The 12606-nt window shown below is 62.2% G+C and carries 13 protein-coding genes; 8 read left to right on the forward strand and 5 right to left on the reverse strand.

Annotation, left to right across the window (positions count from 1 at the left end; all coding sequences use genetic code 11):
- The first annotated feature begins 59 nt into the window (after positions 1 to 59).
- The 5 genes from V5N12_RS04965 to mutS all read left to right on the forward strand — a co-directional run bounded on the left by V5N12_RS04965 (position 60) and on the right by mutS (position 6537).
- A complete protein-coding gene (locus V5N12_RS04965; RefSeq protein WP_332898044.1) occupies positions 60 to 1385 on the forward strand; it encodes a permease in 1326 nt (441 codons plus the stop codon).
- 78 nt (positions 1386 to 1463) lie between these two features.
- Complete coding sequence (locus V5N12_RS04970) at positions 1464 to 2090, forward strand: DsbA family oxidoreductase (RefSeq protein ID WP_332898045.1); 627 nt, start codon at positions 1464 to 1466, stop codon at positions 2088 to 2090.
- Between the two features lie 42 nt (positions 2091 to 2132).
- Positions 2133 to 2756, forward strand: coding sequence for an SOUL family heme-binding protein (locus V5N12_RS04975; RefSeq protein WP_332898046.1), 624 nt, complete (start codon positions 2133 to 2135; stop codon positions 2754 to 2756).
- Between the two features lie 96 nt (positions 2757 to 2852).
- Entirely contained in the window at positions 2853 to 3953 is a 1101-nt protein-coding gene (locus V5N12_RS04980) for a M24 family metallopeptidase (RefSeq protein ID WP_332898047.1), read from the forward strand.
- A 40-nt stretch (positions 3954 to 3993) separates the two neighbouring features.
- Complete coding sequence (gene mutS / locus V5N12_RS04985; protein ID WP_332898048.1) at positions 3994 to 6537, forward strand: DNA mismatch repair protein MutS; 2544 nt, start codon at positions 3994 to 3996, stop codon at positions 6535 to 6537.
- On the opposite strand, the gene nucS is transcribed toward mutS, so the two are convergent.
- The 5 genes from nucS to V5N12_RS05010 all read right to left on the reverse strand — a co-directional run bounded on the left by nucS (position 6538) and on the right by V5N12_RS05010 (position 9761).
- Entirely contained in the window at positions 6538 to 7275 is a 738-nt protein-coding gene (gene nucS / locus V5N12_RS04990) for an endonuclease NucS (protein ID WP_332898049.1), read from the reverse strand.
- Positions 7276 to 7319: 44 nt separating this feature from the next.
- The gene (locus tag V5N12_RS04995) at positions 7320 to 7826 is read right to left on the reverse strand and encodes a DUF6735 family protein (protein ID WP_332898050.1); all 507 of its coding nucleotides are present in this window, start codon (positions 7824 to 7826) and stop codon (positions 7320 to 7322) included.
- Between the two features lie 102 nt (positions 7827 to 7928).
- Entirely contained in the window at positions 7929 to 8273 is a 345-nt protein-coding gene (locus V5N12_RS05000; protein ID WP_332898051.1) for a thioredoxin family protein, read from the reverse strand.
- Positions 8274 to 8331: 58 nt separating this feature from the next.
- Positions 8332 to 8691, reverse strand: a complete 360-nt coding sequence (locus tag V5N12_RS05005) for a winged helix-turn-helix transcriptional regulator (RefSeq protein ID WP_332898052.1) — start codon at positions 8689 to 8691, stop codon at positions 8332 to 8334.
- Positions 8692 to 8792: 101 nt separating this feature from the next.
- Positions 8793 to 9761, reverse strand: a complete 969-nt coding sequence (locus V5N12_RS05010) for a transcription initiation factor IIB (protein WP_332898053.1) — start codon at positions 9759 to 9761, stop codon at positions 8793 to 8795.
- Positions 9762 to 10002: 241 nt separating this feature from the next.
- Here V5N12_RS05010 and V5N12_RS05015 point away from each other — a divergent pair, with 241 nt between their 5' ends.
- The 3 genes from V5N12_RS05015 to kynU are packed head-to-tail and all read left to right on the forward strand — an operon-like array spanning position 10003 to position 12530.
- The gene (locus V5N12_RS05015; RefSeq protein WP_332898054.1) at positions 10003 to 10722 is read left to right on the forward strand and encodes a helix-turn-helix domain-containing protein; all 720 of its coding nucleotides are present in this window, start codon (positions 10003 to 10005) and stop codon (positions 10720 to 10722) included.
- 48 nt (positions 10723 to 10770) lie between these two features.
- Positions 10771 to 11229: a pyridoxamine 5'-phosphate oxidase family protein gene (locus V5N12_RS05020; RefSeq protein ID WP_332898055.1), complete on the forward strand. Its 459-nt coding sequence runs from the start codon at positions 10771 to 10773 to the stop codon at positions 11227 to 11229.
- 35 nt (positions 11230 to 11264) lie between these two features.
- Positions 11265 to 12530 (forward strand): kynureninase, encoded by a 1266-nt coding sequence (gene kynU, locus V5N12_RS05025; RefSeq protein WP_332898056.1) that lies wholly within the window; start codon positions 11265 to 11267, stop codon positions 12528 to 12530.
- The last annotated feature ends 76 nt before the right edge of the window (positions 12531 to 12606 follow it).

A 12606-nucleotide genomic window follows, 5' to 3' on the forward strand; every position in this document is an offset into this window, starting at 1 on the left:
ATTTTCGAAGCCACAACCGCATTAGGGTAGTCTCCCCAACATATGGATACACCGCTACCATGGACCGCTGGGAATACGCCCTCTTGACCGCAATCGCACTGGCCGTGGTGGGAATCGGTGTCGTCACCACGAACCAACCCTTGGACACGTTCTTCATAGAAAGCGCGACCACAGCCGCGACGACGACGGTGGCCATGGCGTGGATTACGTGGTGGGCGCTCGTCATCGGCTTCGCCATCGCAGGCGGCGTCGAGGCGTGGGTCAACTCTGACGACATCGCAGACCTACTCGCCGGACACGGTGCCCGCGAAATCGGCGCTGGTGCCTTTTTCGGCTTCGTCTCCTCGTCGTGCTCCTACAGCGCCATTGCGACCGCGAAAAACCTGTTTAAGAACGGCGCTTCTGCGGCCGCCGCGCTCGGGGCGTTCATGTTCGCCTCCACCAATCTCGTCATCGAAATCGGTGCCGTCATCTGGATTCTCCTCGGCTGGGAGTTTCTGGTCGCAGACTTCCTCGGCGGCTTCCTCCTCATCGGCCTCATGGCGGCCGCGTTCGTCTATTTCGTCCCAGACGAGGTCATCGAAACGGCGCGCGAGAACGCACAGCAAGACGGCGAGCCGACAGCCGAAGACCCAGTCTGTGGCATGGAGGTCAACCCTGAAGAGACGGAGTTCAGCGTAACCCACGACGGGACGACCTACTACTTCTGCTCGCAGTCGTGTAAGGAGAGCTTCGACCCCGAAGAAGCGAACACGACCATTCGAGAGCAAGCCACGTCGCTCGCGGGGTGGAAAGCCCTCGCCGACAAGCAGTGGAAAGAGTGGGGCATGCTCTGGGACGAGATTGCGATTGGCTTCATCTTCGCCGGCCTCATCGCCGGATTCATCCCCCAGAGCGTCTGGACGAGCATCTTCTCCGGCGGCGCAAACGGCGCACCCGTATTCATCGTCTGGACGGCCGCACTCGGAGCCATCGTCGGCGTCGCAACGTTCGTCTGCTCGGTCGGGAACGTCCCCTTCGGCACCGTCCTCTGGACGAACGGCCTGCCGTTCGGGTCGGTGCTCTCGTACATCTACGCAGACCTCATCGTCCCGCCCATCATGGACGCCTACCGCGAGTACTACGGCACCAAATTCGCCGCGATTCTCTCGGGGCTCATCTTCCTCACCTCGGTGGTCGTGGGTGTCGTCATCCACTTCCTGTTCCTCGGACTCGGCATCATCCCCGACCCACAGAGTGCGCAGGTCGCAGAGGTGAAAATCGAGATGAACTACAAGCTGGTGTTGAACGTGCTCGCCACGGCGTTCTTCATCGTATTGTACTGGCTGCACAGCCGCGACTCGGTTGGGAGCGACAGCCAAGAGATGGCCCACACCGCTGATTAACCCTGCACAACTCATTCCACTGAGCCAGCGCACAGCCGGGCAAGCCTCTTTGGCGTGCCTCCCTAGACCACGAACACGATGAGCCACGAAGGAGAATCCATCACCGTCTTTTCGGACTACGTCTGTCCGTTCTGTTATCTCGGCCGCCACTCGCTCAACCAGTATCAAGACTCGCGTGAGGAACCGCTTGACATCGACTGGCATCCGTTCGACTTGCGCAGCCAAAAGCGCAATCCGGACGGCACCATCGACTTCTCGGTCGATGACGGCAAGGACGAGGACTACTACGCACAGGCGAAAGAGAACGTCCGCCGACTCCAGGAAAAATACGACGTCGAGATGACGCTCGACCTCGCAACGGATATCGACTCGCTGCCCGCGCAGCTAGCCTCGTTCTACGTCAAACAGGAGTATCCAGACCTGTGGCTCGACTTCGACGAAGCCATCTTCACCGCACTCTGGCAGGAGGGCAAGGACATTGGCGACCGCGACGTGCTCCTGTCGCTCGCAGCAGACGCGGGAATCGACCCGGAGGAACTCGAACTCGCCCTTGACGACGAGACGCTGCGCGAGCAGGTGTTTGCGAAATTCTCAGAAGCCCACGAATACGGCGTCACGGGCGTGCCAACGTTCGCTTACGACGGCTACGCCGCCCGCGGTGCGGTGCCCCCAGAGCAGTTAGACCGCCTCGTCGAAGGCGTCTGAATCGGCATCTGCACTTATCGCCTCCCCACGCCTACAGCAGTCGTGAACCGAACGGCGAAACTCGCGGCGGCGTCTGCAGCCTGCGCACTCACGCTCTGGGCAGCGTGGGGCATCTATAGCAAGCGGTCGGCTGACCGCGTCACGTATACCGTACAGCGAACCGTCGATGGCGTCGAACTTCGCTCCTATCCCGAAGTCATCCTCGCAGAGACCAGAGCACCGAACGAAACCATCGCGTTTCGTCGGCTGTTCGAATACATCTCCGGCGAGAATCAGGGCGCGGCAAAGCTCTCGATGACCACGCCGGTCAGAACCCACACCAGCGCCCTCTCGATGACCACGCCACCGCGTGCCACAACGGACGAGGAGTTAGTGACGATGGGGTTCTATCTGCCCCGAGAATACACGCCTGCGGCCGTGCCAAAGCCAACGAATCCGACCGTTTCGTTGGTGGTCGAAGTGCCGCGAAGCCTTGCAGTCCGCTCGTTTTCGTGGTACGCGACCGAGAAACGGACGGCCCGCGAAAAGCGCGCACTGCTCGAAACGCTCGCCGCCCACGAAGTCGAGGTTCGCGGCGAACCGTTCTTGCTCCAGTACAACGACCCGTGGACGCCGCCGTTCATGCGGACGAACGAGGTTGCCGTCGAAATCGCGCCGCAAGATTAGCTCGGCTTTTTTTCTCTCTCACCTCTCGCCGGGCACCGACGTGTGTCGGTCGTGCATAGTCCGTACGACTTTGCCCCCTCGCCGCAAACTCCGCGTATGAACGCTTTCGAGCGACGCACACGCGTCTGTCAGGATGCACTCACTGCCGCGGACGCGGACGCCCTCATCTGTTTTCCCGGCGAGAACATGTACTACCTCTCCGGATTTCACGACGAACCGATGGAGCGCCACCTCTTTTTCATTCTCGCGCGCGAGGGTGACCCCATCTTCATCGCCCCGGAGCTGTACGAAGGCCAGATTCGAGCTGCCTCGTGGGTCGAAGACGTGCGGACGTGGGCGGACGGCGACGACCCGCGAAAGCTCGTCGAAAACGTCCTCATCGACCTCGACATCGTCGCCGGAGATCTCCTCGTTGACGACCAGATGTGGGCACGCTTCACCCAAGACCTCCGCAGGGCGGCTCCCGGTGCGACGTTCGGCCTCGCAAGCACGGTTCTCGCACCGCTCAGAATGCGAAAAGACGCGGCAGAACTCGACGCGATGCGCCACGCCGGGCAAATCGCTGATACGGTAAGCGAACAGGTTCGGGAGATGGGCGACGACGCCCTCGGCATGACCGAAGCCGAACTCGCCCGCCACATCGAGAATCTGTGTATCGAGGCCGGTGGCGACGCGCTCTCGTTCGACGTTATCGTCGGATCGGGACCGAACGGCGCGAAGCCACACCACCGCCACGGCGACCGCGAAATACAGGCAGGCGACCCCGTCGTCCTCGACTTTGGCGTGTTCGCAGCCCACTATCCGAGCGACCAGACGCGAACCGTCGTGTTCGCAGGCGAGCCACCCGAAGGCTTCGAAGCCGCCTTTTCCGCGGTCAAAGCCGCCCAAGAAGCCGCCGTCGAAGCGGTCGAACCCGGTGTCACCGCGGCGTCAATCGACCGCGTTGCCCGCGACATCATCACCGAGGCTGGCTACGGCGAGCAGTTCATCCACCGGACGGGCCATGGGGTCGGCCTCAACGTCCACGAAGACCCGTACATCGTCTCCGGAAACGAGACGAAACTGGAACCGGGCATGGTGTTCAGCGTCGAACCGGGCGTGTATTTCGACGGCGAGTTCGGCATCCGCATCGAAGACCTCGTGGTCGTCACCGAAGACGGCCACGAACGGTTGAACCACTCTCCACGCGAGTTCTAAGCCGAGAGCCTTTTTGACACACGGGCCGACTCGTTCGTATATGGATGGGGCGCTTGGGCCACCCGAACAGATGGCCGCAAACGAAGACGAGCTGACGCCGATGATGGCCCAGTATTTCGAGCTAACGGGTCAGTACGACGACTGTCTGCTCCTGTTCCAAGTCGGCGACTTCTACGAGGCGTTCTGTGACGCCGCGGAGACCATCTCACGGCTGCTCGATATCACCCTCACCGCCCGTGAAGACAGCACCGGCCGGTATCCGATGGCCGGCGTGCCAATCGACAACGCGGCCTCCTACGTCGTAAAACTGCTCGACGCGGGCTTTCGCGTCGCCATCGCAGACCAGGTCCAAGACCCCGCAGAAACCTCCGGCATCGTTGACCGCGCGGTCACACGCATCATCACGCCGGGGACCCTCACCGAAGACGAATTGTTGCGAACCGACGACAACAACTACGTCGCCTGTCTGACGGCGGGCTACGGGCTCGCCCTGCTCGACGTTTCGACCGGCGAGTTCCTCGCCACGAGCGCGCGGTCGCTCGACGCCATCCGCGACGAACTCGGCCGCTTTTCGCCCGCAGAGGCCATCGTCGGCCCCGGCGTCGACGAAGACCTGTTCGACGCAAACTGCATGGTGACGCCGGTTTCTGACGATATTTTCGAGACCGACGCCGCCCGCGAACGAGTCGCCGAATACTTCGGCCCGCCAGACGCCCTGCTCGCCGGAAGCGCCGAGATTCAGGCGTGTGGCGCGTTGCTCGCCTACGCCGAGTACACCCGCGGCGGCGAAGACGGCCACCTCGATTACCTCAACCACCTCACGCGCTACGACCCGCGCGAGTACCTCCTGCTCGACCCCGTTGCCCTGCGCAGCCTCGAACTGTTCGAACCGCGCGCCGTCCACGCCGCGCGCGACGCGACCCTCGTCGGCATCTTAGACGAGACTGCCTCCGCGCTCGGCAGTCGCAAGCTGAAGGCGTGGCTCCGTCGCCCGTTGGTTGACGAAGAACGCATCGAAGCCAGGTTGGACGCGGTGGCTGAATTGACGACGGCGCTCCAGACGCGAGAAGCCGCCCACGACCACCTCCGCGACGTGTACGACATCGAACGGCTCATCGGAAGAATTGCCCGTGGTCGCGCGAACGCCCGCGACCTTCGCTCGCTCAAACAGACCCTCGACGTGGTTCCCCACCTGCGCGACCTCTTGCGTGACTGCGAGGCAGACAAACTCGGGTCGCTCAGAGACGGCCTCGATGACCTGCCCGAGATTCGCAATCTCATTGAGCGGGCCATCCGCGAAGACCCGCCAGTCGAGATCACCGAAGGCCGCGTCATCAAACCCGGCTATGACGACGATTTAGACGACCTCAGAGACACCGAACACTCGGGCAAAGAGTGGATACGCGCTCTCGAAGCGAAAGAGCGCGAACGCACCGGCATTGGCTCGCTCAAAGTCGGCTTCAATCAGGTACACGGCTACTACATTGAGGTGACGAATCCGAACATCGAAAAGGTGCCAGAGAACTACCAGCGTCGTCAGACGCTCAAAAACTCAGAGCGTTTCTACACGCCCGACCTGAAAGCACGCGAAGACGAGATTCTCCGCGCCGAACAGCACGCAGACGAACTCGAACACGAGTTGTTCCGCGAGATTCGCACCGACATTGCCACCGAATCGGCGCGGATTCAGGCGGTTGCGGACACGCTTGCCACTCTCGACGTGCTCGTCTCGCTCGCGGACGTGGCGGCGAAACACGGTTACACGCGCCCCGACCTCGGGAGTGATGGGATTCACATCGAGGGCGGTCGCCACCCGGTTGTCGAGCGAACCAAGCCATCGTTCGTCCCGAACGATACGCACCTCGATAGCGAGAACCGATTCGCCATCCTCACCGGCCCGAACATGAGCGGGAAATCGACGTATATGCGCCAGGTCGCGCTCATCACCATCCTCACGCAAATAGGGAGTTTCGTCCCCGCCGCGGGTGCTGAAATCGAACTCACAGACCGCATCTTCACGCGCGTCGGGGCGTCTGACGACATCGCGGGCGGACGTTCGACGTTCATGGTCGAGATGACCGAAGTCGCAGATATTCTCCGCGAAGCGACCGACTCCTCGCTCGTCCTCCTAGACGAGGTGGGCCGCGGGACGAGCACGACCGACGGCCTCGCCATCGCGCAGGCGGTAACGGAGCATCTCCACGACGAACTCGGCGCACGAACGCTGTTCGCCACCCACCATCACGACCTGACGGCGCTCGCTGCGGACTTTTCGGGCGTGCACAACCTCCACTTCGAGGCCACCCAAACGGACGGCGACGTCGAGTTCCAGCACAATCTTTCGCCGGGGGCGGCGACCGCCTCGTATGGCGTCGAGGTAGCAACCGCGGCGGGGCTACCCGACTCGGTTGTCGAACGCTCACGAGAACTCCTCGATGCTGCGTCAGCGCACGCGCACCCGGAGTCATCTGTAGCCGACGCAGACGACCGCCTCGAAGCCCTGCTCAGAGACGTTGACCTCGCAAACACGACGCCGCTTGAGGCGATGACCGTCCTCCACAATCTCAAAAACGAGCTCGACTGACTACTCGGGTTCGAGGGCAACGAATTCGAGTCCGTTCTCGTCGAGTAAGTCGCGCGCCCGGTCGGTCACCGACGGGGCGACGAGAATCCCGCGAATCGTTGCGTCTGTATGTAGGTCGCGTCTGAGCGCATCGACATAGCGCGCCAACTGGCCAACCGCATCCGGGCCGACGCGCCGCCGCTTTAGCTCTACCACAACGGTCGTGCCGTCTGCTGCTCTCCCAAAAATGTCCACCGCGCCTGCTGGCGTCTCTCGTTCGGTTGCGAGCGGTTGGAAGCCCGGTTCGATGAGCGACGGGTCATCGAGGATGCGCTGTTTCAAGTCGGCTTCCGTGCCCGAAACATCGAGGTCGCTTTCGTCGCTGAGGCTGAACGCGGACAGTTGCTCGACGGCTTCGAAGGTGACACTGAGTTCTTCTGCGGGCGTCGTGCGGAGGCTTCGAATCTGGAGTGAGTCGTCACAGACGCTCGGTTCGTGCGTACAGCCCGGCGGCTGCCAGTTGACCGGCTTTTGGCCTGTTGCGGTGTGAACGAGCAACGAGCCGTCGGGTTTGAGCATGACGTGGCGGTCGCCGGGACCGAGATAGCTCGACGCGCGACCGTCGTACTCGACCGTACACCGACCGAAGACGGTCACCAACTCGCCGCGCTCGATGGCGGCGCGGAGGAAATCGCGGGCCGCGGTCGCGGTCGGGGCAGTGAGCGTGCGGGGGGTGGTATCCTCGTCTGTCGTCGTCACTGCGGGTGATTTGCGCGGCGTGGCATAAAAACCGCCTGCTGCGGTCACGCTCGTTTCTGTGGAACGATACAGTTCTCGCCGAACCACTCGAGGAGCGCAGCCTCGAAGAAGGTCTGGCTGGTTTCTGCGGTGAACCCACACTCCTCACGGTGGGCGCGCAGACAGGCTTTCGCGCCGTCGACCCAGCCTTCGACGTAGCCCACGTCAACGGGTTCGCCGTCTCGAAAGACGACGGGGATGAGCGCGCCGTTTCCGACCACTTCATCGCTGGTTTCGAGGCCGAACCAGACGGGAAGGTAGGCGGTCACCTCGAAATCGGGGCTGACGAGGTAGCACGCTTCGTGCGCGAGGAAATCGAGGTGCTCTGTGAGGATGTCTGCGAGCGAGAGCCCCGTTTCGCGCGGGGCGGGTTCGACCGCCTCTTGGGGGCCAAAGGGCGTCGCTTCTGTAATCGCTTCGACCAGTCGAAAGCCGAGGGCACCCCATTGGGAGTAGTGGAGGGTGTGGGTGCCATCTGGCTGTTCGTAGGCGACGAGGGCGCGGTGTCCCACGGCTCACCGCCTCGCGTTGCGGGGTGGGTTTTGGACGGTACGTGCGGGGGGCTGGACGGAGACCATTGCATGGCCTGCTGGTCTCGGGTTCCGATAAAAAATTTAGGCTGCGTCGATGAACTCGAGTATCTGTTCTGCGCCCTGAAACCCCTCTGCGAGACGGCCCACCACTTCGCCGTCTTTGAATAGCAGGAGGGTTGGCACGCTTCTCACGTTGTACTGTTCGACCAGTTGGATGTCGGTGATTGGATTGATGAGCGCGACGACGGCATCGCCCGCGCGGTGGACGGTACCGAGCACCGGCTCGATGCTCTGACAGAGCGTACAGCCCTTGGTGTAGAAATCCACGAGCACGAGGTCGTGTGCGGCGACGAGCGCGTCGAGGTCTGCTGCGCGTTCAAGGTGGACGGGACGGGGTGGTTTCTCGGTGGGAACGTCTGTCGTCACTGGCGGGATTTCGGGCTGGCGCTATTTAGGGAATCTGGTGGGTCGAACTGTGGCACCATCAGTCGTCGGCCGGTTCGATAATCGAGGTGTCGAGCCACTCGTTTGCCCAGCGTTCGATTTCCTCAAACACGGGAAACAGCGATGCGCCCTTCTCGGTCAGGCTGTAGTAGGTCGCCACAGGCGCGTCCTCTTCGAGTCGGCGGTTTACGAAGCCGGTCTCTTGGAGGTCATCTAAGACACGAGAGAGGGTGCGCGAACTCGCATCGGTCGAGCGTTTGAGTTCGTTGAACCGCTTTTCGCCCTCTTGGAGGTCGTGGAGCACGATGAGTCGCCACTGGGAGCCAATCTGTTGGAGGGAGTCGATGACGACACACGCGTCCTCCGAATACTTCTCTTCGTCTGTGTCGTGACTTTGCATGTCGGTCTCTACGCTGTTCTGTGCACCCAGCCACTATAGAGGTTCGGATTAGAACCAGGTTGCAAAATGAAACTGAATGTGTTCGGCTGGTTGCGCCGCGATTAGGCTGTCGCGGCGTCCTGGTCTATTTTCAGAAGTTCGCGGTAGCGGTTGCGGATGGTGACTTCGCTGATGTCTGCGACCTCGCTCACTTCTGCCTGCGTAATCTCGGCGTTCGTGAGCAGGCCAGCGGCGTAGATCGACGCCGCAGCGAGGCCGACCGGCGACTTACCGCTCAGAATCCCCTCGTGCTTTGCGGTTTCGAGCAGTTGGCGGGCGCGCCGTTCGGTTTCGTCGCTCACGTCTAAGCCGGAGGCAAAGCGGCCGACGTAGCTGACGGGATCTGGCGGCGCAATCTGCAAGTCGAGTTCGCGGACGATGTAGCGGTAGGCGCGCTGGAACTCCATCTCATCGACGCGCGTGACGGCGGCCACTTCGTCTACGGTTCGTGGATTGCCCGCCTGTCGGGCGGCGGCGTGGAGCGACCCGGTCGCCATGCCTTCGATGGACCGGCCGGGGAGCAGGTCTTCTTCGAGGGCGCGTCGATAGATGACCGACGCCGTCTCGCGGATGGCTTTCGGGAGGCCAAGCGCACTCGCCATGCGGTCGATTTCGCCGAGGGCTTGCCGGAGGTTGCGGTCGCGGGCATTGCGGGTTTTCGTCCGGCGGTCCCACATCCGCAGGCGGCCGAGTTGCTTTCGCTTTCGTGCGCTCAGCGTGTTCCCGCGGGCGTCGCGGTCTTGCCAATCGATGGTGGTCGAAAGCCCCTTGTCGTGCATCATCTTCGTCATCGGCGCACCGACGCGGGACTTCTGGTTGCGCTCTGCCGAGTCGAACGCGCGCCACTCCGGGCCGCGGTCGAGTTCCGCTTCCTCGACGACGAGACCACACGACTCACAGTGGCGTTCGCCGTGTTCGTGGTCAGTCTTGAGCAGACTTCCACACTCGGGACAGGTCACCTCTGTTTCCGTACTGCGAGGTGGCGTGCGCTTCGTCTGTTCTGACTGATTGTATGAGGTTACTTGTTGCACGGGAATGAGGGATTGGAGGTTGGTGGGCGTGTCAATACATGCATTGCTCAGGACTGTTTCGGGTTATATCCTCGCTTGGTATACACCAAATAACATCGATGTCACCTGCTTACTGTGACGTGACCGTTGTTTCAAATTCTGCGTTTCTACGGCAATTACAGCCGAAATTCGCGTGAAATGCGAACGTACGATGATTCCGGCACCGATACGCTCTTAGGTTGGTGTGTACCAAAGATAGTCGATGAGAGAGTTCGTCTTCAGCCTCACCTACGAACCGGGGGTCGACCCCGTCGCTGACGTGTTTATGGAGTATCCGGCCGCCCTCGCAAAATCCCTCGACTGTGCGGTTGCCGGCAACAACATGTGGCGACTCGACCGCATCACCGGGCCGGAAGCGGCGGTGTCGAAACTCACCGACTTGCTCACCGACGCCTCTCGGTGCAACGAGTGTCTGAACGACCCGACGTGTGATTCCTACCGCGAACACGAACTGCTCGCCGCCGACACGACGAGCGCCACCATCTACACCTACCGCCAAGGGATAGAAGAGTGTCGCACCCTGCCGACGCTCGCCCACGAACACCTCGGCCCGGGCCTGCTCTACGAAACTCAACGCCGCGGCGACTCCTACGAGTGGCGCATCCTCATGCGCTCTGACGGGAGTGTCGGCGAACTGTACGACGCCGTGCAAGCCGAACTATCTGCTGGCGTCAACGTGAATCTCTCACACCTCTCGAATCCGACTCACTGGACCGACGAGGCCATCACCGCCTGTGAACTCCCGTTCGAACAACGCCAAGTGCTCGAACTCGCCGTCGCAAACGGCTATTACGAAACCCCTCGCAAGACGACGCTCTCAGAACTCGCAGACGAAATCGACGTGCCCCAATCGACCCTGCAGTATCGCCTCCAGCGCGCCGAGTCGTGGCTGGCGACCGGCTTCGTAAACGAGTGTCTCTAACTGGGCGACGGTTATCGTTGCTCGCCGCCTACGTCATTGTGACAAATCATGAGCGATGCACTTCCCGACGTTGGCCAGGGGCTTCACATGACCCGCCCGGAGATCGTCGAGTTCCTCTACGCCCAGGGCGTCGGGACCCTCTCGTTTGCCACTGGCGGGCGTGCCTACGCCATTCCCGTCTCATTCGCGTTCGACGGCACCGACCGCCTGTTTTTCGAACTCATCCAGTTCGGTGACGCGAGCAAGAAACTCACCTTCGCAGACGCCACCGAGGAGGCGTGTTTCGTCACCTTCGCCATTGACTCACCAGAGCGGTGGCAAAGCGTCATCGCAACCGGGCCTCTCGACCACGTCGAAGACGGCGAGTACGGCGACATGGACGCGCTCATGGACGACAACGCGTGGTACCCCAGTCTGTTTCCGGAGAGCGACGAGGTGACGACGATTCGTCGGGCCGTGCTCAGAATCGCGGACGTGACTGGACGGAGAGGCCCCGACGCTGGGTAATCAAACGCTTTCTCACAGCAGGCCGTGGGTCGCGTATGGACACCTCGCTTTCTGCCGCCCACGAACGCGATGCGGCCGACGACCTCGCCCACCTGCGCGAGCGGTTTCACACGCGCGAAGACGAGTGGTACATGGACGGCAACTCGCTCGGCCTCGCCTCCACTGACGCAGAACGCACCCTTTCTATGGCAGTCGATGAGTGGCGTGACCTTGCCATCCGCGGCTGGACGGACGCAGACCCAGACTGGTTTCACTACGGCGAGCAGTTGGGCGCACGCCTCGCCCCGCTCGTCGGCGCATCGCCCGACGAAGTCGTCGTCGCCAATTCCACAACGGTCAACATCCATACGCTCATCGGCACCTTTCTTGCAGACAATCAGGGTACGGTCGTCGTAAACGACCTCGACTTCCCGACCGACCACTACGCCATCCAGTCACAACTCCGCGCGCACGGACTCGACCCTGACGACCAGCTCAGGGTGGTCGAAAGCCGCGACGGGCGCACCATCAACGAAGCCGACATCGAGGCGGCCATCGACGACGACACGGCCATCGTGTTCATGCCCTCGGTTCTGTATCGCAGCGGCCAGTTGCTCGACGTAGAACGCATCACGCAGGCGGCCCACGACCACGACGCGCTCGCCGGATTCGACCTCGCCCACTCGGTCGGCGCGCTCCCCCACGACCTCTCGGGGTGGGACGTGGACTTCGCTGTCTGGTGTTCCTACAAGTACCTGAACGCCGGACCGGGGGCTATCGCGGGCCTCTACGTCAACGCTCGGTACTTCGGCACGACGCCCGCGCTCGCCGGCTGGTGGGGCCACGACAAGGCAACGCAGTTCGAGATGCGCCACGAGTTTACGCCCGCAGCCTCGGCGGGTGCGTGGCAAATCGGCACCATCCCGATTCTTTCTGCTGCCCCGCTCTCTGGTGCGCTCGACATTTTCGAGGAAACCACAATCGAGGCGGTCAGAGAAAAGTCGCTCGCACTCACTGACTCCCTCGTCGCACTCGCAGACGCGAAACTGGTGTCGCGTGGATTTACGGTCGGCACGCCCCGCGACCACGCCCGCCGCGGCGGGCACATCGCGCTCGAACACGACGAGGCCTACCGTATTTCGCTCGCGCTCAAAGCGCGCGGCGTCATCGTCGACTTCAGGCCGCCGAACGTTGTCAGGGTGTGTCCGGCCCCGCTCTATTCGACGTTCGAAGACGTGTGGCACGTCGTGGACGTGCTCGCGGAAATCGTAGACGACGTTGCATATGCAAGGTTCAAACCGCGACAGGGCGGCGTCACCTGACGGGTTGGCCATAGCCATTAATGTAGTCCCAATCTTCCTGCCCGACACACGGACGGTGGGGAATCGGTTGACGACC

This window comes from Haladaptatus sp. CMSO5 (assembly GCF_036689885.1).
Taxonomy (GTDB): domain Archaea; phylum Halobacteriota; class Halobacteria; order Halobacteriales; family Halococcaceae; genus QDMS2.

Excerpts from the sequence above, each read along its gene's own strand:
- mutS (WP_332898048.1), top strand. The coding sequence starts at position 3,994 with ATGGATGGGGCGCTTGGGCCACCCGAACAGATGGCCGCAAACGAAGAC.
- V5N12_RS05005 (WP_332898052.1), bottom strand. The coding sequence starts at position 8,691 with ATGCAAAGTCACGACACAGACGAAGAGAAGTATTCGGAGGACGCGTGT.
- V5N12_RS04965 (WP_332898044.1), top strand. The coding sequence starts at position 60 with ATGGACCGCTGGGAATACGCCCTCTTGACCGCAATCGCACTGGCCGTG.
- V5N12_RS05020 (WP_332898055.1), top strand. The coding sequence starts at position 10,771 with ATGAGCGATGCACTTCCCGACGTTGGCCAGGGGCTTCACATGACCCGC.
- kynU (WP_332898056.1), top strand. The coding sequence starts at position 11,265 with ATGGACACCTCGCTTTCTGCCGCCCACGAACGCGATGCGGCCGACGAC.
- V5N12_RS04980 (WP_332898047.1), top strand. The coding sequence starts at position 2,853 with ATGAACGCTTTCGAGCGACGCACACGCGTCTGTCAGGATGCACTCACT.
- V5N12_RS05015 (WP_332898054.1), top strand. The coding sequence starts at position 10,003 with ATGAGAGAGTTCGTCTTCAGCCTCACCTACGAACCGGGGGTCGACCCC.
- V5N12_RS04970 (WP_332898045.1), top strand. The coding sequence starts at position 1,464 with ATGAGCCACGAAGGAGAATCCATCACCGTCTTTTCGGACTACGTCTGT.